Consider the following 25,341-nt stretch of genomic DNA (forward strand, 5'->3'; position numbering starts at 1 on the left):
CTTCAACAATCAGGGAATCAGTATGCATTCCAAAGTTGTGAAAACAGTCTGCCCTTTCTGCGGTGTCGGCTGCGGCATGTATTTATCCAGCGATGCGAAAGGCGAGGTGTGTGGTGTTGCCCCTCAATTGGATCATCCCATTAGCAGGGGGAAACTTTGCGATAAGGGGTGGAGCACCGTTTATGCGGTTTCTCCTGAAAATCGCATTACCCAGCCCCTCAAAAGAGAGCGTGACAAATTTATCCCCATCAGCTGGGATGAAGTATTGTGTTCAATCAGCGCCTCCTTACTCGATACCATTGAGCAATATGGTCCGCAAGCCGTCGGGGTGATCAGTAGTGCGCGGGCAACCAACGAAGATAACTATGCTGCGCAAAAATTTGCCCGCGCCGTACTGAAAACCAACAACGTGGATCACTGCGCCCGGATTTGCCACAGCCCAACCGTGGCAGGCCTTAAGCAAGTGCTTGGCTCTGGTGCTATGACCAATAGCACCGAGGATGTATTCAAGGCCGGTGTCATTATGGTTATCGGCGCGGATCCAACAGAGAACCACAGTGTGTTGGGCGGGCAAATTATCCAGGCCAAACAGGCGGGAGCAACGCTGATTGTGGTAGACCCGCGGGTGACAAGGCTGGCAAAGCTTGCTGATATTCACCTGCAGCTTCAGCCTGGCACCAACACGGCGCTTATCAATGCGATGCTTCACGTCATTATTGCTAACCGCTGGCATGATCAAGCGTTTGTTGAACAGCGCTGTGAAGGATTCGAAGCCCTTGCAAAACATGTCGAGAAAGTCACGCCAGAGTCGGTTGAAGCGCTCACTGGTCTTGACCCGCAGCTGATCCGGCAGGCTGCGGAATACTACAGCCAATCAGAGCGCTCGATGATCATGTACGGGATGGGGATCACCCAGTTCATGGCGGGGACCACCAATGTCATCGCGCTAGCCGATTTGGTTACGGTCTGTGGCCATATCGGTAAACCGGGGACAGGGATCAACCCGCTGCGGGGACAGAATAATGTTCAGGGGGCTTGTGATATGGGCTGTTTGCCCAATGTCTATCCGGGCTACCAACTGGCTGATGATCCCAACGTCCAAGCGAAATTTGCAGCGGCTTGGGGCGGGGAGGTTGCTTCAACCCCGGGGCTGACGTCCATGGGGATGACCAAAGCAGCATTGGCTGGCAAGTTCAAGTCATTGATTCTATTTGGCGAAGATCCCGTCGTGACCGATCCTGACCAAAACCATGTCCGCGAAGCCTATCAAGCGTTGGATTTGCTGGTTGTCGCTGAGCTGACCATGACCGAGACCGCCAAGTTGGCTGATTTTGTTTTGCCGGCTGCTTCTTTTGCCGAAAAAAATGGCACCTTTACCAACTGTGAGCGGAGGGTGCAGTGTATCCACCCGGTTATCACTCCTGTCGGCGAAGCAAAGGGGGACTGGCAGTGGTTGCAAGCCCTGGCGAAGGCGATGGGCAGCGATCAGCTCGATTGGCCAGAGACCGAGGCCGTTTTTGATGAGATGACTTCACTGACCCCTCCATACCAGGGCATGAATTACCCCAAGCTGGAGCATGATTATGGCTTGCAATGGCCGTGTAATGATGATGCCCCGCAAGGGACGACAATTCTTCACCAGCAGCAGTTTCCAATCGGCAAGGCAAGGCTAATACCAGCCCATTACGTGCCAATCGATGAGCCTACGGATGAGGATTATCCATTGCTGCTGACCACAAACCGGCTCCATTTTCATTACGGGTGTGGCTCGATGAGTAGGAAATCACCGCTTCTTGAGCGGGAGACCCCTCCCGGGATTTTGTTTATCAACCCTCGTGATGCTGGTCGGCTGGCTATCAAACCTTTCGCTGCGGTAGGGGTTCGCTCTCGGCGGGGATATGTCGAAACGCGGGCGATGGTGACTGAGGATGTGCCGCCCGGCGTGGTGAGTATGCCTTATCACTTTAAAGAGGCTCCTTCGAATCAGCTGACCAATACCGCCCAGGACCCAGTAACTAAAATGCCCGAGTTGAAGGCCTGTGCGGTGTCAGTGGCGGCTTTGCCGGCAAATCATGAACCTAGCCCGGTTTGGCAACTAAAAGGTGGGGGTTATGCATAAAACTTACCTGTTGGACTCGCTGGATGAGTTACAAAGGCATTTGGCGCAATCGCATGAGATATACCAAGTTGTTCCACAATCTGATGATGCCCGGGCGGATTATCACTGGCAGCAAGTCGGCAGCGGTAACTGGCCCGATTTGGTTGAACAAAAGCCCCTTCAATCGCCCAAATCGTTCTTTTTTGCCGAGCAGGAACCTTTATATGTGTTCGATGGGGAGACTTTTGAAGAAGTGTTGCCGACGCCAACGCCTTTTGTGTTATTTGGCGTGAAAAGTTGCGATTTGATGGCCATCCATTATCAAGATATCTTTTTTGAAGACGATCCTTACTACCAAGCACGGCGCAAGCAAGGGCTATTGGTCGGTGTGGATTGCGTCACCCCCTGCGAGCAAGGGTTTTGCCAGCTCGTTAACGCAGGGCCAAGTGTCCGGGATGATACAGCGGATCTCGTCCTGCACCCACTGGACGGCCAGCGCTGGATGCTGGTGGTCTTGTCGGCGGCAGGGAAACAAGCGCTGCACGGTTTGGCGTTGGAGGATGCATCGCCAGAGGATCTGCACCAGCGCTGGGAGAATATCAGCCATTGCGAACAGTCTTTTCCCCGCTATCAGTATATCCTGGAGGGGATCGGCAAACTCAATCAGCACGCCATATCCGACGAGTTTTGGCAGCAGCTGGGTATTCAATGCCTGGGTTGCTCGGGGTGTACCACGCTGTGTCCGACCTGTTCGTGTTTTGCTACCCGCCCGATAGAGAGTGCTTCCTCCCAGCAAACATCGGTGACCCAGGTTCGTTTCTGGGACTCTTGCCTGTACGAAAGCTTCCAACGTGAGGCGAGCTTCCATAACCCGGCCTCCGAGGCTGGCCAGCGGGTAAAGCGCTTTTGGTACCATAAATTTAGCGATGACTTTGTCCCTGAGTTTGGCCGCTATGGTTGTGTTGGCTGTGGCCGCTGCGAGGCGACGTGCCCCGGTGTGATAGGGGTTCATTCAGTGATGAAGAGGATTGCAGACGATGCTTAACTTGACCCCGGTGCCGATCAAAATAGTGGATTGCTATGATGATGGTGAAAATACCCGCCACTACCAGTTCGCTATCCAAGAGACAGAACAGCATTTGTCGCCGTGGCTGAAAGCGGAAAGCGGCCAATTTTTTATGCTGTGCTTGCCAGGTGTTGGAGAGGCGCCGTTCACCTTTACCACATTGCCAAACGCGCAGGGGAACTTTCGGGCTCTAGTCCGTAGGATGGGGAGTGTGACCGATGCATTGTTCCAGTGCGGTGTGGGCGATATTATCGGTGCCAGAGGGCCGTTTGGACGAGGCTGGCCGATGGAGAGGCTGCTTAATCAGCGTATTCTCATCGTCGGTGGCGGCTGCGGTATCGCACCCTTGGCGAGCGTGATTAATCAGTTGATCGACAGCCAGCAGTTTATCCAGCTGGAAGTGGTATATGCCGCGAGAAATCAGGCGGCACTGATGCTCAATCCAGAGAGAGCGCGCTGGCAGCATTTGATCCCTATCTTCAATGTGGTTGAAGATATGGCTGGCCTGAGTGACGGGGAATTTTACCCGGGCACCGCAACAGGGATCCTGCCGAAGGTATTGCATACCTTCGGTGAGCAACCTGATACGGTACTGCTGGCCGGGCCAGAAGCAATGCAAACCGCTGCGGCGGAATATCTTGTCGCGTATGGCATTGATCCTAAATCGATATTTCTATCGATAGAACGCCGAATGCATTGCGCTGTTGGGCTCTGCGGCCATTGCTACCTTAATGAGAAGTATGTGTGCAGCCATGGCCCGACGTTCTCGTGGGCCGAACTGCTGCAGTATGATATCGCCTGTTAGGTCTCCTGATCTCTTGACTGCTCGGCCTTGGCAATCACATCGCACCCCTTGGCAAATGAGTCAGGGTTGAGGGAAATGGAATCAATGCCGCAGGCGACCAGGAATTGGGCAAACTCAGGGTGATCCGAGGGGGCCTGGCCGCAGATCCCGACTTTGCAGCCTTTGCTGTGGGCGACTGTGATCACATGTTCTATCAAGCGCTTAACTGCATCGTCTCGGGCGTCAAACATGGGCTTGAGCTCCGCCGAATCACGGTCGATCCCCAGTACCAACTGGGTTAGGTCGTTGCTGCCAATGGAAAAACCATCAAACCGCTCGGCAAATCGCTCAGCAAGGATGACATTGGAAGGAATTTCGCACATGACATAGACCTGTAGCCCGTCCTGGCCCCGTTCAAGGCCAGCTTGCGCCATGACATTTAATACTTTGTCTGCTTCATTAACCGTGCGGCAAAACGGGATCATGACAATGATATTGTCGAACCCTTTCTCATTGCGCGCTTTGGCAATGGCTTGGCACTCGAGCTGGAATGCCTCACGGTATCGTGGATGGTAGTAACGGGATGCCCCCCTTAGGCCAAGCATAGGATTCTCTTCGTGTAGCTCGAAATCTTCCCCGCCCAGTAGGCCGCGGTATTCGTTGGACTTAAAATCGGACATCCTGACGATTACAGGCTTGGGATATTGGCTGGCGGCAATTTTACTTATCCCCAACGCCAAGGTATCGGTAAAGAAATCAGGCGGGTTGGTAAAATGGCGACAGCGTTGCTCAATCGCACTTTTTACCTGGCTGTCAGTGATTTTTTCCGGATGGAGCAAAGCCATCGGGTGAACGCCTATCTGGCTTGAAATAATAAACTCAATGCGGGTCAAGCCGATGCCGGATGTGGGAAGCTGCCACCAATGGAAAATGCCATCCGGCATGGCGGCGTTGATCATTACTTGGGTTTTCGGTGAGGGGATGGAGGCCATATCAATGTGCTGGGTGGTGAAGCCCACCCTGCCATCATAGACCTGACCCACCGCGCCGCCGGCACAGCTGAGGGTGACTGTTTGGCCATTGCTAAGGCGATGGGTTGCCATCTCGGTACCCACAATCGCGGGCACTTTTAACTCACGACTGACGATGGCGGCATGGCTGGTTGGGCCGCCCGAGTCGGTGATGATGCCTGCTGCCTTTTTCATGATCGGCACCCAGTCCGGGTCGGTACGCTCGGTCACCAGGATCGCCCCTTCGGGAAAATGGTCGATGTCGTGTGGCGAGAGCACAGTATAGGTCTGACCGCAGGCAACGGCGGCACCGACACTGGCACCTTCAAGCAGCACCGGGGCGTTGGTTTTTTCGAGTTTGTAGTTGACCAGAACCGTCCGGCTTTTTTGGGCCTCAACGGTTTCCGGTCTAGCCTGGACTATGAACAGTTGTTTCGTCACACTGTCTTTGGCCCACTCCATGTCCATCGCACAACCGTAATGGCGCTCGATAATGGCAGCCCAACGACTGAGCTGCAGAGTCTCTTCATCATTGATCACCAAGATATGGCGTTCTGCTTCAGTTGTGGGGATGGTAACCGTCGGAGTGTCGCAGTGGCTGCCACTGGCAAAAATCATTTTTTCATATTTGAGGCCCAGTTTTTTTTCAATGATGGGGGATTTGCCGGGCTGCTCAAGCAGGGGCTTGTACACCACAAACTTGTCAGGGGTGACGCTGCCCTTGACGATCGTTTCCCCCAGCCCCCAACTGCCGTTGATCATGACGACATCAGGAAAGCCGTTCTCGGTATCAAGGCTAAACATGACACCGGCACATTCAGACTCAATCATTTGCTGGATACCGACAGAGAGGGCGACTTGCTGGTGGGGGAATCCTTGCTCTTGGCGGTAGACAATGGCCCGATCGGTATACAGCGAGGCGAAGCATTGTTTGCACGCGGCAATGACCTGTCGTTCACCTTGAATATTGAGATAACTCTCCTGCTGGCCTGCAAAGCTCGCCTCGGGTAAGTCCTCGGCTGTCGCTGAGCTGCGAACTGCGACGGCAGGGGAAGAGGTGCCGGTTTGTTTTTCAAGCTGGAGGTAGGCATCAATGATGCACTGCTCTTGTTGGTCGGTAAATACTCCCTGGCTGATGAGGCCACGAATTTGTTGGCCAACGTCTTTGAGGCTTGCGGCCCCGCTGTTCAATGATGCCAGCAAGCCATCTATAGGGGCATCAAGTTGATTTTGAGTGAGGAAATCTCTAAATAATTGGGCACTGGTTGCAAACCCATTGGGCACCCGAATGCCAGCCTGCTGGAGTTGGTTGTACATTTCGCCAAGGCTGGCATTTTTTCCGCCTACTAGAGCAATATCCTGGATGCTTAAGTGGGCGTACCAATATATCAACGGAGCAGGCGCTGTCTTGTTCATGTTAGTTCCCGGCTATTAGTGATGGTCTTGGAGGTAACTTATCAGTTGATTGTAGCTTCTCACCTGAGGGTAATCGCTTTCAGGAATACTGATGCCCGTTTGTTTTTTGAGGTCTGCGAGTAGGTTGAGGAAATCCATTGAGTCTAGTTCGCATTCCTCGCGCAAATCCTCATCTTGAGCGATGTCTTGAAGGTCGATCTCCGGGGCAATTCTTCGGAGTGCAGTGGCGATACAGGCGGCAAAGTTTTGGGTCGTCATAATAAATCCTCTGGGTGTTGCAGCTGTTTGGCGAGCGCCGTGAGAAACCGAGAGCCCGTTAGCCCATCGCTGACGCGATGGTCGGCCGACAGGGTCACGGTCATCACGTCGCCAACACAGAGTTTGTCATTGCTGACGATAGGCGCCTTACGCAAGCGGCCAAGACCAATGATCGCTACTTGCGGCGGGTAGATAACGCCGATGAGGCTGTCCGCTCCCCGTTCTCCAATGCTAGTGACCGTGATAGTGGCACCGGTCAGCTCTGAACTCCGCAAGCGGCCGCGTCGCGCCCTCTCGGTAATCTCCTTTAGTGATGCCATGACCTGTTCCAGGTTGCGTTGATCCGCATCTAGAATTGCAGGTACCACCAGTCCTCCATCGCGTAGGGAGATTGTGTTGCCGATGTGGATAGCCTCGGCAGGAGTGAATTGGCCCTCATGGCAGGAGCCGTTTAGGGCAGGGTAGCGTGGTAACTGCCGTGCGATAGCGGCAATGATGACGGCAGTGATGAGCAGGCGTTGCTCTGGTTCACGGTGTTGGTTTTGTTGCTTGAGCCATGCCTGGGTGGTGCTGAGATCGATATCCAGTGCGAGATAGTAGTGGGGGATCTGCTGCTTGGACATTGACATCGCGTCACTGATAGCCTGGCGCATTGAAGACGATTCGTCTTTTATTTCATGCCTGGCGTGCTGCTCTGGCTTAGCTGGAATATCGCGAAGCAGAATCGCCCCGTTAGGACCACTGCCGGTTAGACCTGACAGCATGATGCCCTGCTGGATGGCCAATAGCCGTGCGGCAGGCGAGACAAGTTGCCGCGACGGGTTCGGCTGGACCAAGACGCTGGGATGACGAGCCAAATAGGGATGGCGCTCAACCATGACCGTGGGGAGCGAGCCGTCCTGACGGCTATCAGCCGGAGTCTGTTTTCCCGTGGCGGTAGTACTGTCGGTTGTTCCAAGGGCGGGGGTGGTTACGACTTGGGGCTCGGCCTTGGTGGCTGTCATCCTTGCCATGACACTGCCAACTGGCAGTTTGATGATCGGCTCTACCAACAGTTCGGTAATGGTACCGTCGTGGTAGGCTTCCATATCAATGGCGCCTTTGCTTGTCTCGATAACGGCAATGATATCTCCCTTGGCAACCTTATCCCCGCGTTTGACCTGCCACTCGATTAAGGTGCCGTCGCGCATATCGGCACCTAGGGCTGGCATGGTAATGTCGATGAGATTGGGCGACGTTTGGTTACTGTCCATGGTTGCGGCTTCCCGTATTGCTGTCCCAAGTCGGCGGCATAGCCAATGCTTCCTTGGCCGCGGCAATAATCTGTTGGGCCTGGGGTATGGCTGCCTGCTCGAGGTGCTGGGGGTAAGGGATTGGCACTTCTTGGCTACAGACCCGGCCAACAGGGGCATCCAGATGCCAGAAAGCTTGTTCCATGATGATGGCGCTGATCTCACCGGCAAGGCTGCCGGTATACCAGCCTTCGTCAATAATGACCGCGCGGTGTGTCTTGCTGACACTGGCAACTATGGTTTGGCTGTCCAAAGGCCGCAACGAACGCAGGTCAATGACCTCGGCACTGATCCCTTCTTGGCTGAGTGCCTCTGCCGCCTGATGGACTTTGGCCAGGCTTCCGCCATAGGTGATCAGGCTGATGTCAGTTCCTTCGCGCCTGATCAGGGCTTTATTCATGGGGCCGTCGGGCTCCTCGCTGACCGGACCGCTGTCGTTCAGCAGCATGACGTGCTCGAAGATGAGGACCGGATCGGGATCTGTCAGGGCAAACCCCAGCATATGCCGGGCATCATTATGGGTGGCAGGACTGAGCACTTTCAATCCCGGTACATGGGCGTAGAAATTCTCCCAGCTGTGCGAGTGCTGGGCGGCGAGCTGTTTGCCTGCCCCGCAGGCCATGCGGATAACCAGCGGCACATTGAATTGTCCGCCGGACATATGCAATAGGGTTGCTGCACTGTTGATGATTTGATCCATGGCCAGCAAGCTGAAATTGACGGTCATCACTTCGACGATGGGCCTCATTCCCCCGAGGGCTGCCCCGATACCGACACCGACAAAGCCAGATTCGCACAACGGCGTATCGATGACCCGATCGGGGCCGAATTCACCGATTAACCCTTTGCTGACGGCGTAGCAACCACCGTAATGACCCACATCTTCACCCATCAGGAAAATACGCGGGTCGCTGTTGAGAGCATCGCTAAGGCCATAGCGAAGTGCTTCTCGGTAGGTGATCTCGGCGTCCTGTTGGGTATTAATTATTGGCGCAAGTGAATGACTGGGATCGCTGTAGACAAACTGACCGAGGTTCTCGACCGGCTCCTGTGCACCCGCTTCGGCAACGTTGATGGCCATTTCAATTTCCTGGGCAATTTCCGCTTCCATTGCCACTAGCTCTTGATCTTGAAAGTGGCTGTTTTTCTGCAGCCACTCGATCAAGCGTTTGACCGGGCCTTTTTCTTCCCACAGCGCAATTTCGGCCTTGTCTCGGTAGAGCTGCGCATCAAAGCTGGAGTGGCCACGGAAACGGTAGGTCTGGCATTCCAGGAAGTAGGGGCCGTTGCCTTGGCGAATATAATCCAACGCCTTGATAGTCGCCGCTTCGGTATCTACTACATTCATGCCATCGACCTGAACAGCATTGATGCCGTAGCTCTGTGCCTTGCGGGCAATGTTGGTTTCCGATTCTGACAGGTTAAGGGCGGTTCCCATGGCATAGCGGTTATTTTCGCAGATGAAAAGTACCGGCAGTTGCCACAGAGCGGCTAAGTTCAGGCTTTCATGAAACTCGCCTTCGGCCACGGCTCCTTCCCCGAAGAAGCAGACCGCCACCGCGTCACGTTGCATTTTTTTATTGGCCATCGCCAGCCCCGTAGCCAGTGGTAGCCCGCCTCCAACAATGGCATTCCCGCCATAAAAATGCCTTTGTTTATCAAATAAGTGCATCGAGCCGCCCCGGCCACGGCTACAGCCGTTCGAGCGACCATACATTTCGGCCAGTATGCTACCCATTTCCATTCCTCTGGCGAGGGCATGGCCATGTTCGCGGTAAGTTGCAACGATCTGGTCATCGGGGCTGAGTGCGGACATCACGCCGACAGCGATGGCTTCTTCGCCGATGTAAAGGTGAAGAAAGCCACGGATTTTTTCTGCAGCGTATAATTCGGCACATTTTTCCTCAAAGCGCCTGATCCGCAACATCTGGCGTAGTTGCTCGAGTAGGTGTTGGCGGTTGACATGAAGTCTGTTGGTCATTGTTCGTCACTCTCCAGCGTTGAGGTATCTCCCTCGGGGAGCCCTAATTCTCTCGCTTTGAGCAGCCGGCGCATGATCTTACCGCTGCGGGTTTTGGGGAGGTTAGTTCGAAAAGCGATTTCTTTGGGCGCGACCGCGGCCCCGAGCCTTTTGCGGGCAAGTCCAAGCAATGCCTGCCGCAGATCATCGTCAGCACTGATTCCGGGCTTGAGGGCGACGAAGGCCTTAACCAGTTGGCCGGCAACGGGATCCGGTATACCTATCACCCCCACCTCGGCAACGGCTGGGTGTTCCATCAAGACACTCTCTACTTCAAAGGGGCCGATTAGATGGCCGGATGATTTGATCAGATCGTCTTTGCGGCCGACGAACCAGAAGTAGCCGTCTTCATCCATCATCGCGAGATCACCGCTTAAATACCACTCACCGTTGAAGCATTGCGCATATTTTTCGGCTTGGTTGAGATAGCCCCTGAACATGGAGGGCCAGCCAGCTCTTACTGCCAACTCGCCAATGGTCATCGGGGTAGAGGCTTCAACCAGATGGCCCTGTTCATCATCAATGATAATGGCGGCCTCTATTCCTGGCAGGGGTTGACCCATCGAGCCTGGCTTAATGGGCTCACTTGGATAGTTGGCAATCATGATGCCGCCTGTTTCGGTCTGCCACCAGTTATCGTGAAACGGCATTTTCAGAACCCGATTGCTCCACTCAACGGCTTCTGGGTTGAGGGGTTCCCCGACACTGGCCATGAAGCGTAATGCCGTCAAGTCGAATTGGCACGGTAGGGTATCGCCGGCTTTCATCAGCATGCGGATGGCGGTCGGTGCCGTGTACCAAACAGTCACATGTTGGTCCTGTAGTATTTTGTACCAACGCTCGGCATCAAACTCTGCCTCATCGACGATCATGGTGACCCCGATGCATAGCGGAGCAATAATGCCGTAGGTGGTTCCGGTTACCCAACCCGGATCGGCCGTGCACCAATAGGTATCTGTCGGCTTGAGATCAAGCGCATAAAAGGCGGATAGTAGGTGGTGCTCAACGGCCTGGTGGACATGAAGGACCCCTTTGGGTTTTCCGGTGGTGCCGCTGGTAAAGTGCAGCAGCGCCGTGTCTTCCGGCAGGGTTCGTGCGGTTGGATACTGGGGATCGGCGCTGCCCATCAGTAAATGGAAGTCAAAGCAACCTTCCTCGTTGTCCGGGTTGCCGTCAACCAGCAGTATTGCCTTCAGGTGCGGCAGTTCGCGCCACCAGCTTTTAAGCTTTTTGCGGTAGAGGCTAACGGTAGTAACCACCACGTTTGCTTCGCCGATTTCCATTCGGGAGCGGATGGGCTCGGGGCCAAATGCGGAAAACAAAGGGGTGAAAACACAACCGGCTTTTAATGTGCCCAATGCGGCAATATAAAGTTCTGGCCGTCGCCCTATAAGGCTGAAGATGCGACTGCCTGAAGCGAGGCCAAGTTGGTTTAACAGTGAGCCAAAGGCACTGGATTGTTTGCTGAGCTGATGGTAACTCAGTTCGACAATTTGATCCTTCTTGCTGATCCAACGAAGGGCAACTTTGTCTTCGAAAGGGGTTCCGAGATGCCGATCGACCGCTTCATAGCCGATATTGATCCCTCCGGATGAAAGCCCCTTGGGCTGTGTACAGCGCGGAGGCGGTTGGGTCTTCGCTTGTGCGTAATTGACGAGGTTGGCGTTTTCAGCCAAAACCTTGTTGAAAATTGGCTTTATCATCATGATGCCCGGGACAATGAGTTAGGATGAATACAGCGCTTCAGCAGAAGCTAGCCTCGAACAAATTGTGGTTAATTTACGGCCAATTGCTATTGCAGTGTTGAGAGAAAGGGACAAATGGCACCTGCTAGGGAGCGTTCAGCCACCCTGATGGAGTAAGGTTTGGTCCAGAGATGGTTATAAATAGCTCTTGATAAAATCAATATCACCTTCGGCAATCATATAGTAGGTGAAGTGCTGATCTTGCCATGCTGTATGGGTAAGGAGCGGCGCCCTTTGTAGTACCTCGGCTTCTATCGGGATAGTCTTATCTATACTGAACGTGCTGAGCGTAGTGACAAATAGCCAAATGTACTTGCCGGCATCGTTTTCTAGACAGACGATGGAGACTTTCTCATCTTGCCATTGCTGCATGACTCCGCCCAAGATATGCAGGGTATTGAGTGATGCGGGCAGCACATAACCAGTAGGCCAGTTAACATTGGCAAACCCTTGGTCTATCGACGCTAGATTATCCTCCACAATATCCATTTCATAAGGTTGGGTGACAAAAGCGAGCATGTCGTGCTGGAAGTGGGTGAAACGGGGTTTGGCTTCAGGGCCAATCATCAGCCACGACAGGACAAGCAGCATCAGTGAGGCAGCAATGGCGGTTGGCACCAGCCACATGTTGCGCTTGGCTGGGGCATTATGTTTTGCGTACTGCTTTGTAAGCTCTGTTTTCAAGCCTGGCGGGATAGCGATGTCGTTGAAGCTCTGGTGAAGAGCCTCCTCATTCTGTAAGTACGTCTGGTACCAAACTTTCAGTTCGGGATCATTTTCGACCCGGAGTAGCGCTTCTTTGATGACCTGTGTTTCATCATCAATCCCGGGACGGTAGAGTCTTAATATCGACTTGATGCTGTTGCTGTCCATTATTTAGCTCCTACTTGCTCCAAGCTTTCGTCGAAGTCAGTTAAATCTGATTCAATGATCTTGCACAGCATTACTTTTCCCCTTGAAATTCGAGATTTAACTGTACCGATGGGTACGCCTATGATGTCTGCAATCTCCTGATACGAGTGCTCATGCATATAAAATAAGATTAATGGCGTGCGATAAAACTCATTCAAGTTCGATATGGCTGCGATGGCTTTCGAGGGGGCAATACACAATGGCTCTTGGATGTCCAACTCTTCGGTAGCCCCTTCGGTAATATCTTCATCACTCGCTAGTACGCTGATCTTACGCTTATTGCGCAGGAACTCTCGGTACAGCGTGGTAAACAGCCATGTTTTTTCTTTGCCCGGCTCGCGCAATTGGTGGCCTTTTTCCAGCCAGATACAAAAGGCCTGCTGGGTAAGGTCACTGGCATCGGCTTGTGAGTTCGTCAGGCTGTAGGCAAACCGGTAGAGCTTGGCATAGTACAAATCGACGAGCTGGTCATAGTCATGCTGTGGTTGAGAGTATCTACTCATGCTAGTAAGAGGCTTCAAGTTTGGTTCTTGTTCCATATTTTTACGATAAGCATAGGCTGAACGAGAGGGATCATTTTTCTTAATCTCGACATGGAACAAGTTTTCGACTTCTGTCTCTTACCTGTGAAACAAGGAGGTTGGTCGTAGTATTTGGAAAAGGAGTGGCATGTCTGATTGAATCGACTTGATTAGGTGAAGATATGAAAAGAGCAATTCAAGATGTATTAGCGGCAGCGGGTATGATGAGTATTGTTCTGTTCTCCAGTGTCGGGTTAGCCAAAGATGAAGGAAGAACAAGGCTGGAGTGTGGCAAAAGCGGTGCTTACGATACCAGTATGAGTGCGAGGTATGAGGTACGCGATGGACGCGAGAAAATTGATGTGTCCTTTGAAGCGGCACCGACAGGGTATTTCTTTTCAGGTCAAGAGCTTGATGTTCATGTCGACTATGTTTTCGTGGGAAAGATGATGCTGAGGTATGTCGGTTTTGATCTGCAGGGAGACTTAGAGTTCGACACCAATATTGATGGGGCCAATGATGACAGTGTGCCATTCCCGGAAGATTTCCCTTCCGTGGAAAGGGGAACCCATGTGACAGTGGGCTACCTGGGGTGCTCACTATAAAAAATGCGCTGTGTCTTCTAGTGATGCCCATGAAGACACAGCGCTACAGGAAACAAGGTTGCTATTGTTGGAATTTAGCTTTTAGTGAAACGGTAAGTTTGGATCTTCTGCTCTTGACCGTTGACTAGGGCGTAAGTGTCAACCATCCACACATTCTGTCCGGCGAAGCCAAGTTCAACTCGTACGGTCGACGAATCGAAGTTTTTGTAGATGCTTGCCTGTGCATTCGTCGGGTAGAAGTTGTAGCGGTTCATGCCTTGTTGGTACTCACCAGCAAAGGTAACAGGAACATTGCTTGCGTTATCTGTAACTGTCAGGCTATAACCCGCTTGTGGCGTGTAGGCAAAGTTAGCCGTAAAAGCGAGTGCTTGTGACTGACCATCGATAGCGACATTGTTGATGTTAACGCTCGCTTCAGTGGTTTTAGCCAGTGAACCTGTCGCTTTTGCCGTGGCATTGACAGCTTGTTCTGTGGCGCCACTCCAGATGCTTACGTTCCAGTTGCCTGTGAAGTTATCTAGCTTGTCCCAGTTTTGAGGTTGGGCACTGGTGGCAGCCTGTCCACCGTTACCAATCTGGGCCAGGGCATCATTTCGGCTGTCATGGCGCTGGTTATCACGGTTGTTTTGAATATCAGCAGAAGCACCTGCCACACCGCCAGAAACACCGCCAGCAATTGCGCCTTTCACTGCAAGGTCTGCATCACCGGTAAGTGCACCGAGTGTGAGGCCAAGTAGAGCACCGCCAGCGGCCCCTTGTTTGGTCAGGGCATTTGGATCATCTTGGTTGTCAGGATTGACACAACCAGTTAGAAGAGTCAGGCCGATGATGGAAACAATAGACGTTTTAGCGAAAGTGTTCATGGTGATTCCTGCTGTTTAAATGTTTTAAGGCGGCATCACTGTTGCGATGGCGTTTTGTTATGCCGCTAATGTAACAACTTGAAACTGAATCATTCCTGTACGAATTGAACAGTGTTTTTTTGTATTTCAAAATGTAAATCTGCTTGCGTTTTCATGCTTTGTTGTGGGCGGTATATGGCTTGCTCTTATGTGCTTGATTTTAAAAACGCTGTTTTAAACGACGGGTGTTATTTTGCTTCCTTTCGGTCGGAGCTAAGGTCAATCTCTGGAGTGTTATCGCACTGAATGTAAGGAAATGTAAATTGCAGAGGAGCAACGCAAGAATTGCGGGTTATTTTGCTCGAGAGGGTTATCTGCTTAGTCTTGGGTGGAAATTGTCATACTTAGTAACGCTAAATTTTTGTCTAGCTACTGAAATAAGTATAGCTGATTAGGTTTTAATGCATTGTTTAATAATGATTTTATGTGCGATGTCTTCGTTGATTAAATTATCATTAGGGTTTCATAAAAATATACTACACTTGAATTATCTTGGTTAAAAAAATACCACATGGGATTTGGTGAGTAGTTTATGAAAAAAATGGCAATGGCGTCATCTTTGGTTGTTCTTCTCTCGGCATTATTGGCACCGCCGACGGTACAAGCCCAGACTATGAGCATGATTTGCCACCAAACCGGCTCTGGGGAAATAACCTTGTATGTCAATATCAACGCTGTAGATGCACATATGGGTCATGGTGACTATTCGGGGGCATGCCAAACCAATAATCTACCCTCGCCGTTACTCGCATTATCTCAGACACCACAGACACAGCAGGTCGTGGAAATTGATGAGCCACCGGTGAGCTGGATAATGATGTCGATACTCCCTCTTATCCTGTTACGGCGATCACTGAGTAATAAAATGCTCAAGCGTAAGTTGCAACAGCTTACTTGATTGCTTTTTAATGATGGTTGCTCGCCTTACACCGACTGAATTTGGCGGGTTTGGTTCATGGTTCGCGACCCACCCGCGCCATAGTTGTTGATATCAAATCGGTTTTGAGGACGACGGCGCTTCCTATCGATGCGGCTTAGATCAATGCCGTAGTCCTCCTTCAATAACCTCATGATTGCGTTGAGCTCTTTTTGTGGTGTGTTTTCCTGAAGCAAATAGTAATACAGGTTTATCGCGCGCTCTTGAGTCATGCTTACTCCTAAATTATGGCTATTTCGAATGAACAAGGGGGGTATCCTGCCTAAGGCATTAAGACGTGGCAGGATAGTGGACGTTAGTGGCTGTGTGCGGCACCGCCCAGGTTGATGATGGCAATGCCAATCGCGACAATGACCATCCCTAGCCAAACTTTGGCATCAAGGTGTTGTTTGTAGATAAGTCCAGACATTGCCGTTACCGCAACAATAGCAAGCCCAGCCCAGATAGCATGGACGATGCCTACAGGTAACGACTTCATCGCTTGCCCAAGGAAGATGAAGGCAATGAGATGTCCAAGAATCACTATAGTGCTGGGCAACCAGTTCGAGAATCCGTTTGTGGCGCGAAGGGCGACATGTGATGTTGCCTCTGCCATTACCCCCAGTAGTAAAAATACCCAGCCCATTTAGTCCTCTTTTAATTTGTTTGTTGATGTTCGGTATCAAGATGGCGAGCAGTATAACCATTTCTCAATGAATGATAATTCACCATTTAAACAAATGACTTTTTATTGTGTGTAACAATAGGGGAGGTATGGGCGATTTTATGCGGGGCAAGAGCTAATAAGGTTATTGATATGCTTATTACCACCAATATCTCATTTTCACAACTTTCACAGTTTTAACATTTAAATGCGGATTCATTTGATGCAACATCGGTATGACAATAAAACCTGATGCGTATGTGTCTAGTTTGACATTTGGTATCCGGCATTCAACGAGAAGGAGTACTCAATGCGTTCAATGATCAAAAAAGGGATTATCTCTTTGGCTTTAGCTGTTTCTCTGCCTGTTGCAGCGAATAATTACACCATCGGCACCGGTAGCCAAAGTGGTACTTATTATCCCTTGGGTGGTTTGTTAGCGAAGATCTGGAGTGAGAATATTGATGATTTCAATATGCGAGCAGAAGTGACGGCCGCATCGGTAGAGAACGTGATCAAAGTATCGACCAAGCAGCAGCTTGCTGGTATTGCAATGGGAAACGTAGTTCAGCAGGCCTACCAAGGAACAGAACCATTCCCACGTAAGATGGATGTCTCTGTGTTGTTTGCCCTGTACCCAAATGTGGTCCAGTTTATGGTGCCAGCCAATTCGGACATCAAATCTGTTGCGGATCTGAAAGGTAAGCGTGTTGCCTTGGGGGCCCCGGGCTCGGGCACCCGAGTCAGTGCCCTGAACATCCTCAAAACGCTGGGCATTGAAGAAGGTGACATGCGCGGCCAGGCCCTGAACTACACGGCGACGACTGAAGCGTTGGCAAATGGCCAGATTGATGCTGGTGTGATCGTAGGTAGCCTTGGGGTGGGGGCGATCACTGAGCTAGCCCTGACTCGCGATATCCGCATCTTGTCTTTCAGCGATGAGGAAATTGCGAAAATCAATCAAGCTAATGCGTCTTACAGTGGACTGGATGTCGATGCTGACAGCTACCGCAATGTTCCCGCTTTTCAAGCGCCAGCAGTGTGGAATGTCTTGGTGGTAAAAGGTGACTTGGATAAAGATCTCGCTTACGAGATGACCAAGGTCGCGTTCGATAACATCGACACAATCCGTCAGTCTATTGGTGTGACTAAGTTCACCACCGTTGAAAACATGAACAAACTGGCGGGTATTCCTCTTCACCCTGGCTCTCAGCAGTTCATGGATGAGAAAAAATAGGACCACCGAAGTGATGCCTGACGGGAACGGCAGGTGAACCAATCCCCCCGAAGCGATTCGGGGGCGATATACCCAGGTAACTTTATAGTTGAGATTCAGCGCTGCACGTTGAGGCTTCAGCTTGACGTACATTGGGTATAGATACATTGCCGCATACAAGGAGTTCGCAATGACTAATTCTTCGGCGTTAAATCACAGGGTCACTGAGCGGTTAATGCAACTGGCCACCGTTGCTGCCATTGCATTATCAGTGTTTCAAATTTGGCAGGGGGTAACTGCCAACCTCTCCGCACCTGTATTTCGCCCCGTCCACTTATGTTGGATCCTCGCGCTTGTCTTTCTTGTCAGGCCGCTGGTAAAAGAGGACAACCGATTTTACCTGCCTGCAAGGCTTATCGACTTAGCCATGGTCCTTGCTACCTTGTGGGCTGCGCAGCATATTGTCCGGTTTGATTATGACGATATTGGCTTTTTGCTTGACGGCCTGGGAGCAGACGATGTGCTTGCCGGCTCGATTTCAATTGTCACATTGCTTGAAGCGACTCGCCGGACCGTTGGCATGGTCATGGTGGTTATTGCCGCGATTTTTATGGCCTACGCCATGTTCGGCGACATTTTGCCAGCCAGCGTGGCGAGCAAAGGTTTTGCGCTGGATGAAATCATCCGCTTTCACATTTATTCTACCAACGGCGTCTTCGGTGCGCCGCTGGCAATTGCAGCAGGGGTCGTTTTCATTTTTGTGCTGTTTGGTGCCTTCCTGCAAGTGACCGGAGCCGGTCAGTTCTTTATTGATGCGGCATTTGCCGTTGCGGGTAAATACCGTGGAGGTCCTGCCAAGGCGAGTGTCGTGGCATCAGCGGCACTGGGCTCTATCTCAGGTTCGGCCATTGCCAACACGGTGACAACCGGTGCCTTGACTATCCCAATGATGAAAAAGCTCGGCTATAAGCCAGAGCAGGCTGCGGGTATTGAAGCTGCAGCCTCTACAGGCGGGCAAATCATGCCGCCGGTAATGGGGGCCGGAGCCTTCGTGATGGCACAATTCACCGGTATTGCCTATAGCGAAATTCTGTTGGTGTCGATTGCGCCGGCTATCTTGTATTTCGGCTGTACCTTGCTCTATGTTCATCTGATGGCCTGTAAGCTCGGCCTGAAAGGGATGGATAAAGTGGCCCAGCTTCAAGTGGTGATGAAGCAGGGCTGGCACTTTATTGTTCCTCTAATACTGATCACCACGTTGTTGCTGATGAGCTACTCACCTGTGCTGGTCGGTATTGCGGGCTGTAGTGCTATTTTGGTCGCTGCAATGTGTCGCAAGCACAGCCGTATCAGTATCCGCCTGTTCTTTAAAGGAATGAAAGAAGGGGCGCTGCTGGCATTGCCGATATCGGTCGCCTGTGCCACAGCGGGTATCGTGGTCGGGGTCGTCGGTCAGACGGGTATCGGTTTGCAATTTACCCAGTTCCTGATGGCGCTATCCGGTGGTTACCTGTGGTCGGTGATGGCACTAATTGCCGTGGCTGCGGTTATTCTTGGGATGGGCTTACCGGTAACGGCCGCATACATTGTACTGTCAATCATGGCCGTGCCAGCTTTGACTGAGCTGGGCTTGAGCATTCTGGCTGCGCACATGATTGTGTTCTGGTTGTCGCAAACCTCGAATGTTACTCCGCCAATTGCCTTGGCGGCCTTCGCCGGCGCCGGGGTTGCCGGGGCGTCACCGATGCAGTCTGCGGTCCAGGCGTTCAAGCTGGCCCAAGGTTTCTTCTTGATCCCGCTGATGATGGCTTTCTCGCCGCTTATCTACGATGGGGAAAACCTAATGGGCTTCATATTTGCGATTGTCACTACCATCGCTTTGATTGTTGCCTTTGCCGGCGCGATCGAAGGACGACTCATTAAGCCGTTGTCTATGGCTGCACGTGCAGTGCTTCTAGCGGTGCCATTTGCCCTAATTTTCAGTGGCCTCACTATCAAGCTTGCGGCTGTTGCCGTTGTGGTGGTGATTACATCGTTGAATGCTTATCGCGGAAGGGAAAGCAGCGCAACAGCCGCTTGATGCCTTTGGCTTAGAATAGAAACCACGACCAATCAAACAGGGGAGCCAAACCGCTCCCCTTCTTTTTTTAAACACTTCACAAGCCTTCAGCAGAGTTGGTATCTGCGCTCAGGCCTGCCGACACTACCGTAAGACACTTCGGCACTCAGTTCGTCCGTGCTGACCAAATATTCGAGATAGCGCCTGGCGGTTGTCCTGCTGGCCCCAATCTGCTGTCCGACTTCTTCCGCATTGAGCAGGACTGCCGGGCCATAGAATACGGCACGGATTTTATCGAGGGTTAACCCATCAATCCCTTTGGGTAGACGTCCTGCTACGTTGTTAGCAACATTGGCCGGTGAGTGGTTATTGTCCGGTGAGGCTTGCAATAAGCCATCAACGTCACTTTGGAGCAGTGAGTCAATATCGGAAAACCGCTCAAGGTGACCACGAAACTTTAACAGAGAAGCCTGCAGTCTCTCAAAGACTAAGGGTTTTAGGATGTAGTCGAAAATGCCACTGTGCATCGCCTGGCGCAGGGTATCGACTTCGGTGGCAGCGGTCACCAGGATGACGTCGGTGTTGCAGCCCCCAGCCCGTAACTCCCTGAGCAACGCCAGGCCGGTACCTGTCGGGAATTGGTTGTCAAGCAGTACCAACTCCGGTTTGAGGACTTCAATGAGGTCGCGGGCTTCGTCAATGCCATGGGCAATGCCTATCACCTCGAAGCCATCGATACGTTCAATGAAGCGCCGTTGGATTTCTGCAATCTGAGGGTCATCTTCAGCGATGACAATGCGAATAGTGGTGGTCATGATTGCACCTCCGTGTGCTTCGTTGAATCATTGTTCTTGGTTGCGTTGCTCTGGTTATTGGGGGTTATCTGTTTGGGGAGATATAAGGTAAATCGACTGCCGCTGGGTGCTGCCTCAGAGGTAATCGACTCCACGGTAATGAGTCCCCCTAGGTGATCCGTCAGGCTTTTTACTAAATCTAACCCGATACCGTGCCCTTGCGCAGCTTTGGTCGTGTAGCCGCGGGTAAAGATTTTGTCCTGATCTTCCCGGGTGATCCCGGGCCCCTGGTCTTCCACCTCGAAAATGAGCTCTTTGCCGAAGTCTGACAGTATCAATGTTACCGTGCCGCCTTTACCTTGATGGGAAAGGCTGGCTTCCAAGGCATTGTCGATCAGGTTACCCAAAATACTGACCAGCTGTTCACGGGGTAGGGCATCAGGCAGCGCAGACATTTGGCTTCCTTGTTCGATAACCAACTCAACCCCCAGCTCCTTGGCTCGGTTGTATTTACCCAGTAGGAACCCTGCGAGAATGCTATCGGAGGTGACTTCCATCAGTTGCTGGATGAACGCTTGGTGGCTTGATGACTCTTGGCCGATAACCGCCAGCGCCTCGTCTTTGGCATCGATTTGGATCAGCCCGGCAATCGTGTGGAGCTTGTTGTTGTACTCATGGGATTGGCTGCGCAAGCTCTCGGCATACTGTTTGATGCGGGTAAGTTTACGGCTGACCAGATCAACCTCGTTTTTTAACCTGAAACTAGAGACCACACCAGTGATCTGATCGCCTTGGATCAGCGGGATCCGGTTGGCGATTAGCAGGTGGTTGTGTAACCAAATTTCCTGGTCATATTGGGGGGTGCCCTGTTCCAGTACATCGAGCATGCCGCTGTCAGGCAATACTGCTTGAATGGGCTTGCCGATATAGCTGTCGCTCTCTGGTAGCTCCAGTGTTTGGATTGCCGCATGGTTGAAGGTGGTGATTTTTCCTTCATGGTTGATGGCTACAATTCCTTCCCGCACGGTTTCAAGGGTCGCATTCCTTTCTTGGAACATGCGGCCGATTTGCTCGGGCTCCAAGTTGAAAATGGCTTTTTTGAAATGGGAGGCAAACCAGACGGCGGTAAACACACTGAAAAGGAAAGCGCCGCCGATAGCGAACAACATGCTGAGGCGGTGGTTGCTCACCAGTCGGTCGACGGTATCGAGCATATAACCCACAGAGACAATACCGATAACCTTGGTGCCTGCCGCATTGAACACCGGCGCTTTGCCCCGCATTGACCAGCCGATACTCCCCAGAGCTTTGGATACATAGGGTTTACCATGCACAAGGGCGGGCGCATTGGTATCGCCATCGTCATCGGCCATAGAATTGCCAATCATATGGGGAAAAGGGTGGGCCAGGCGAATGCCGTCTTTATCGCCAAAAACGACAAAACGTGCTTCGGCCGAGTGGGCGAGTTTGTAACTTAAAGGTTGCAAAAAGTCAGAGTCTCCGGCTTCAACGGCACGGATCACATCCGGCGATGCCGCAATCGCCAATGCCACCCGCATGGCTTGCTGGCCGATCTGCTCATCCAACACATTATCGAGATAGCGGATAGCAAAATGGCCTAACATGCCGGTTTGCAATACGGCAATGAGCCCTAAAATCAATATCATACGCCACTTTAACCGGAGGTGGCGTAACGACAGCATATGTAACATGAAGCGGGTGATTCCTTTCACCGTTAATGATGTAACGACTTTACCTGTTTTTGTGCCGGTATGCTGTGAACAATATGAACAAAATGATAAATAAAGACGTTATTCACATTAATTTTACAATCTTTGGTTTGCTCAGTTGTTGCCTTACCTTTGTGTTGAAGGATAAAAACAACACTCAACGAGGAAAGAGCTATGCTGACTCAATTTATTACCCGCAACCGTGTAACCCTACTGGCGACGTTGATGGCTTCTGCAATGAGCATTGGCTCGGTGCAGGCGAAAGTCGACGAAATCCACTTCTTGGTACCCGGTGGTGCCGGTGGTGGCTGGGATAGCACCGCACGTGGTACCGGTGAAGCACTCTCGAAATCCGAATTGGTCGACAAAGTGTCTTATGAAAACATGTCTGGTGGTGGTGGCGGTAAAGCGATTGCTTATCTGATCAAAACGGCGGAACAGTCACAAGATACCTTGATGGTGAATTCTACCCCTATTGTTATCCGCTCCCTTTCGAAAGTTTTCCCTCAGTCATTCCGTGACCTGACCCCTGTTGCTGCCACTATTGGTGACTATGCGGCTTTTGTCGTGGCCAAAGACTCACCTTATCAGTCTTTCAATGAACTTGCAGAAGCCTATAAGAAAAACCCGCGCTCGGTCTCTGTCGCAGGCGGCTCTTCGCGCGGTGGGATGGATCACCTTGTAGCCGCTTTGGCTTTCAAAGCGGCGGGTGGTGAGCCTCGCCGAGTGAAATACCTTGCCTATGATGCAGGTGGTAAAGCCATGGCTGGATTGCTATCGGGTGAAACTCAGGTGCTATCAACGGGGTTGAGTGAAGCGCTGAGCCTTGCCGAGGCGGGTGAAGTGCGCATTCTGGCTATGACAGGTGAAACTCGCTCATCGGCAGCTCCGAATGTCCCTACGTTGAAAGAGCTGGGTTATGACGCAAGCTTTGTAAACTGGCGTGGTTTCTTCGCAGCGCCGGGGATCAGCGATGAGCAGGCTGACGAGTTCGCCAGCGTGCTGGAGAAAATGTACCAGACCAATGAGTGGACGACAGTCCGAGACCGTTACGGCTGGACGGAAATCTACAAGCCGCGCAAAGAGTTCGAAGCCTTTTTGCAAGAGCAGGAAAAAGAGATGGGTAACCTAATGAAAGAGCTTGGCTTTTTGAATTAGATTTCTGTACAAGCCACTCTAACAATGCCAAACGCAGGGCAGGTGAGGTGCCTGCTCTGCCCATTCTTTAAGCGAAAGATTCCAAATACTATTAATCAGGGGATAGACCCATGACGCTTACCAAAGATCACATCGGCGGGCTGATCTTCTTATGCTTTTCCGTTGCCTACGGCTATTACACCACTCAAATACCTCTGTTTCCCGGTGACGAATACGAACCCTTCCACGCCAAGTCGATGCCGACCATGTTGGCCATGCTGGGGGGTGCATTATCGCTGCTGCAGTTGGTCGCGGCACATCGAAAAACGCAAGTGAAAGCCTCAGACATGTTGTCCCTAGTTGGGCTGGATTTCAAAATTATCAGCAAGCTGCTGGTTTTGATGGTGTTATTTGCCATCGCTCTGGAATGGGTAGGTTTTCTGCTTTCTACCGTGTTCTTCTTGGCCTGTGGTTATTGGCTTCTGGGTGAGCGTCGCCCGAAAACCCTGCTACTGGCATCGGTACCGTTTGCTAGTGGGTTTTGGTACGTCCTGACCCAGTTGCTGGATATTTACTTAGCGCCTGGCCGAATTTGGGCATTGATCTAAAAGGGAGAAACACCATGTTTGATGGAATGATGTCAGGACTGACAACGGCATTTATGCCATTTAATTTGCTGATGGTGGTGGTTGGTTGTTTTGCCGGTACCTTTATTGGCATGCTTCCGGGGCTAGGGCCGATTTCTGCCATTGCCTTGATGATCCCTATTACTTACGGCCTTGATCCTTCATCAGGCATTATCCTGATGGCCGGTGTGTATTACGGGGCTATCTTTGGCGGCTCGACTTCTTCGATTTTGATCAATGCGCCGGGTTGTGCCAGTACCGTGGTTACCGCTTTTGATGGCTACCCGATGGCGCAGCGCAAACAGGCAGGCAAAGCGCTGGCGCTGGCGGCATACTCTTCATTTACCGGCGGTACGATAGGGGCGATTATCCTGTTGTTTGCCGCACCTGCGCTGGCCAAGGTGTCGCTGAGTTTTCAATCATCGGATTATTTTGCCTTGATGATATTGGGCCTGACTGCCGTAGCCGCTTTTTCCGGTAAAGGGCAGGTACTCAAAGCGCTGATGATGACAGTCTTCGGCCTGATGATTGCCACCGTAGGTAACGATGTGATGTCGGGGATCCCGCGTTTTACCTTCGATAATGTTAACCTGATAGATGGCATTAGCTTCTTGTTGCTGGCGATGGCCACTTTTGCCCTAACTGAAGTGATCATGACGGTATTGCGCGGCGAGCATCAAGAAAAAGAGCCGCAGATGGACATGGACTCTTTGGGCAGCATGAAGCTGAATAAGGAGGAAGTAAAGCATGTCGCACCGACAGTTGGCCGTTCATCGGTGTTCGGGTTCTTGGTGGGTGTATTACCGGGTGCTGGTGCCACCATCGCCTCGTTCCTAAGCTACGGTATGGAACGAAACCTTGCTAGCAAAGAAGAAAAAGCCAAATTCGGTAAAGGTGCATTGCGTGGTTTGGCCGCGCCGGAATCTGCCAACAATGCGGCTTCAACAGGCTCTTTTGTACCGCTGCTTACACTGGGTATTCCTGGTTCAGGCACTACGGCAATCATGCTGGGCGCATTGATTGCCTATGGTATTCAGCCGGGGCCGCGTCTTTTTGTCGATAACCCTGATGTGTTCTGGTCGGTGATTATCTCGATGTATTTCGGTAACTTGGTTCTGCTTATTCTGAACCTACCGTTGATCCCGTATATCTCGCGTTTGTTGGTGATCCCAAGGCCAATCTTGATCCCATTGATCTTGTTCTTCTCTATCACAGGTGTCTATCTGGTGAGCTTTAATACCTTCGACATTCATATGATGGTGATCATTACGATCATAGCCACTTTCTTGAAGCTGCTTAACTTCCCGATGGCACCTATGCTGCTGGGCTTCATTCTTGGCGAAATACTCGAGAAGAACTTGAGCCGATCACTGACATTATCTGATGGCAGCTATGCCTTCTTGTGGGAGCGCCCACTGACCCTGTCCATCATGATTTGTGCCGTGCTGGCTTTGATGATGCCTGTGGTCAGTAACGTGTTAGATGCACGAAAAGCCAAGCGATCTCAAATGGATGAAGCTGCTGCTGCGCCTGAACAGCAATAACTAACGGTTTTAAGAAAAATAACAAT

General features: G+C 51.6%; 22 protein-coding genes. 10 read left to right on the forward strand and 12 right to left on the reverse strand.

What is annotated here, in order from left to right; all coding sequences use genetic code 11:
• Positions 1-22 precede the first annotated feature (22 nt).
• Genes fdhF through C9J03_RS09355 form a run of 3 tightly spaced genes read left to right on the forward strand, consistent with a single transcriptional unit; the run spans position 23 to position 3,969 of the window.
• Entirely contained in the window at positions 23-2,119 is a 2,097-nt protein-coding gene (fdhF, locus tag C9J03_RS09345; protein ID WP_044621847.1) for a formate dehydrogenase subunit alpha, read from the forward strand.
• Positions 2,112-3,143, forward strand: coding sequence for a 4Fe-4S dicluster domain-containing protein (locus C9J03_RS09350; RefSeq protein ID WP_044620788.1), 1,032 nt, complete (start codon positions 2,112-2,114; stop codon positions 3,141-3,143). Before fdhF ends, C9J03_RS09350 begins: the two co-directional genes overlap by 8 nt.
• Entirely contained in the window at positions 3,136-3,969 is an 834-nt protein-coding gene (locus tag C9J03_RS09355) for an iron-sulfur cluster-binding protein (protein ID WP_044620789.1), read from the forward strand. Before C9J03_RS09350 ends, C9J03_RS09355 begins: the two co-directional genes overlap by 8 nt.
• Here C9J03_RS09355 and ppsA read toward each other — a convergent pair.
• From ppsA to C9J03_RS09390, 7 genes are all read right to left on the reverse strand, one after another.
• Positions 3,966-6,374 (reverse strand): phosphoenolpyruvate synthase, encoded by a 2,409-nt coding sequence (gene ppsA, locus C9J03_RS09360; RefSeq protein WP_044620790.1) that lies wholly within the window; start codon positions 6,372-6,374, stop codon positions 3,966-3,968. The two genes, C9J03_RS09355 and ppsA, sit on opposite strands and share 4 nt — an antisense overlap.
• A 15-nt stretch (positions 6,375-6,389) precedes the next feature.
• Positions 6,390-6,632 carry an acyl carrier protein gene (locus tag C9J03_RS09365; protein ID WP_052829576.1) on the reverse strand — a complete coding sequence of 81 codons (243 nt, stop codon included), beginning with the start codon at positions 6,630-6,632 and terminating at the stop codon, positions 6,390-6,392.
• Positions 6,629-7,885 carry a dihydrolipoamide acetyltransferase family protein gene (locus C9J03_RS09370; RefSeq protein WP_044620792.1) on the reverse strand — a complete coding sequence of 419 codons (1,257 nt, stop codon included), beginning with the start codon at positions 7,883-7,885 and terminating at the stop codon, positions 6,629-6,631. The genes C9J03_RS09365 and C9J03_RS09370 overlap by 4 nt, the downstream gene beginning before the upstream one ends.
• Positions 7,875-9,905 carry a pyruvate dehydrogenase (acetyl-transferring) E1 component subunit alpha gene (gene pdhA / locus C9J03_RS09375; protein WP_044620793.1) on the reverse strand — a complete coding sequence of 677 codons (2,031 nt, stop codon included), beginning with the start codon at positions 9,903-9,905 and terminating at the stop codon, positions 7,875-7,877. The genes C9J03_RS09370 and pdhA overlap by 11 nt, the downstream gene beginning before the upstream one ends.
• Positions 9,902-11,647, reverse strand: a complete 1,746-nt coding sequence (gene acsA / locus C9J03_RS09380) for an acetate--CoA ligase (RefSeq protein WP_044620794.1) — start codon at positions 11,645-11,647, stop codon at positions 9,902-9,904. The genes pdhA and acsA overlap by 4 nt, the downstream gene beginning before the upstream one ends.
• Positions 11,648-11,824: 177 nt before the next feature.
• Positions 11,825-12,562, reverse strand: a complete 738-nt coding sequence (locus C9J03_RS09385; protein ID WP_044620795.1) for a hypothetical protein — start codon at positions 12,560-12,562, stop codon at positions 11,825-11,827.
• Entirely contained in the window at positions 12,562-13,104 is a 543-nt protein-coding gene (locus C9J03_RS09390; RefSeq protein ID WP_044620796.1) for an RNA polymerase sigma factor, read from the reverse strand. The genes C9J03_RS09385 and C9J03_RS09390 overlap by 1 nt, the downstream gene beginning before the upstream one ends.
• A 200-nt stretch (positions 13,105-13,304) precedes the next feature.
• Here C9J03_RS09390 and C9J03_RS09395 point away from each other — a divergent pair, with 200 nt between their 5' ends.
• Positions 13,305-13,727 (forward strand): hypothetical protein, encoded by a 423-nt coding sequence (locus C9J03_RS09395; RefSeq protein WP_044620797.1) that lies wholly within the window; start codon positions 13,305-13,307, stop codon positions 13,725-13,727.
• A gap of 74 nt (positions 13,728-13,801) precedes the next feature.
• Here the strand turns inward: C9J03_RS09395 and C9J03_RS09400 are convergent, their stop codons facing one another.
• Positions 13,802-14,590, reverse strand: coding sequence for a hypothetical protein (locus C9J03_RS09400; protein WP_044620798.1), 789 nt, complete (start codon positions 14,588-14,590; stop codon positions 13,802-13,804).
• A 571-nt stretch (positions 14,591-15,161) separates the two neighbouring features.
• Between C9J03_RS09400 and C9J03_RS09405 the strand changes: the two genes are divergently transcribed.
• Positions 15,162-15,527 (forward strand): hypothetical protein, encoded by a 366-nt coding sequence (locus C9J03_RS09405; protein ID WP_044620799.1) that lies wholly within the window; start codon positions 15,162-15,164, stop codon positions 15,525-15,527.
• A 26-nt stretch (positions 15,528-15,553) separates the two neighbouring features.
• Here the strand turns inward: C9J03_RS09405 and C9J03_RS09410 are convergent, their stop codons facing one another.
• Together C9J03_RS09410 and C9J03_RS09415 are read right to left on the reverse strand one after the other, a co-directional pair.
• Positions 15,554-15,778, reverse strand: coding sequence for a hypothetical protein (locus C9J03_RS09410; protein WP_044620800.1), 225 nt, complete (start codon positions 15,776-15,778; stop codon positions 15,554-15,556).
• An 83-nt stretch (positions 15,779-15,861) separates the two neighbouring features.
• Positions 15,862-16,191, reverse strand: a complete 330-nt coding sequence (locus C9J03_RS09415; RefSeq protein WP_044620801.1) for a DMT family transporter — start codon at positions 16,189-16,191, stop codon at positions 15,862-15,864.
• Positions 16,192-16,519: 328 nt separating this feature from the next.
• Here C9J03_RS09415 and C9J03_RS09420 point away from each other — a divergent pair, with 328 nt between their 5' ends.
• Together C9J03_RS09420 and C9J03_RS09425 are read left to right on the forward strand one after the other, a co-directional pair.
• Positions 16,520-17,446 carry a TAXI family TRAP transporter solute-binding subunit gene (locus C9J03_RS09420; RefSeq protein ID WP_044620802.1) on the forward strand — a complete coding sequence of 309 codons (927 nt, stop codon included), beginning with the start codon at positions 16,520-16,522 and terminating at the stop codon, positions 17,444-17,446.
• Positions 17,447-17,615: 169 nt separating this feature from the next.
• A complete protein-coding gene (locus C9J03_RS09425; protein ID WP_044620803.1) occupies positions 17,616-19,505 on the forward strand; it encodes a TRAP transporter permease in 1,890 nt (629 codons plus the stop codon).
• Positions 19,506-19,591: 86 nt separating this feature from the next.
• Here C9J03_RS09425 and C9J03_RS09430 read toward each other — a convergent pair whose 3' ends face one another.
• Complete coding sequence (locus C9J03_RS09430) at positions 19,592-20,299, reverse strand: response regulator (protein ID WP_039463394.1); 708 nt, start codon at positions 20,297-20,299, stop codon at positions 19,592-19,594.
• The gene (locus tag C9J03_RS09435; RefSeq protein WP_231580619.1) at positions 20,296-21,945 is read right to left on the reverse strand and encodes an ATP-binding protein; all 1,650 of its coding nucleotides are present in this window, start codon (positions 21,943-21,945) and stop codon (positions 20,296-20,298) included. The genes C9J03_RS09430 and C9J03_RS09435 overlap by 4 nt, the downstream gene beginning before the upstream one ends.
• A gap of 237 nt (positions 21,946-22,182) precedes the next feature.
• Between C9J03_RS09435 and C9J03_RS09440 the strand changes: the two genes are divergently transcribed.
• The 3 genes from C9J03_RS09440 (at position 22,183) to C9J03_RS09450 (ending at position 25,315) form a co-directional block, all read left to right on the forward strand.
• Positions 22,183-23,166, forward strand: a complete 984-nt coding sequence (locus tag C9J03_RS09440) for a tripartite tricarboxylate transporter substrate binding protein (protein ID WP_044620804.1) — start codon at positions 22,183-22,185, stop codon at positions 23,164-23,166.
• 110 nt (positions 23,167-23,276) lie between these two features.
• Complete coding sequence (locus C9J03_RS09445; RefSeq protein WP_044620805.1) at positions 23,277-23,753, forward strand: tripartite tricarboxylate transporter TctB family protein; 477 nt, start codon at positions 23,277-23,279, stop codon at positions 23,751-23,753.
• Between the two features lie 14 nt (positions 23,754-23,767).
• Entirely contained in the window at positions 23,768-25,315 is a 1,548-nt protein-coding gene (locus C9J03_RS09450) for a tripartite tricarboxylate transporter permease (protein WP_044620806.1), read from the forward strand.
• The last annotated feature ends 26 nt before the right edge of the window (positions 25,316-25,341 follow it).

Origin of the sequence: Photobacterium gaetbulicola, assembly GCF_003025515.1 — a bacterium.
GTDB classification, from domain to species: Bacteria; Pseudomonadota; Gammaproteobacteria; order Enterobacterales; family Vibrionaceae; genus Photobacterium; species Photobacterium gaetbulicola.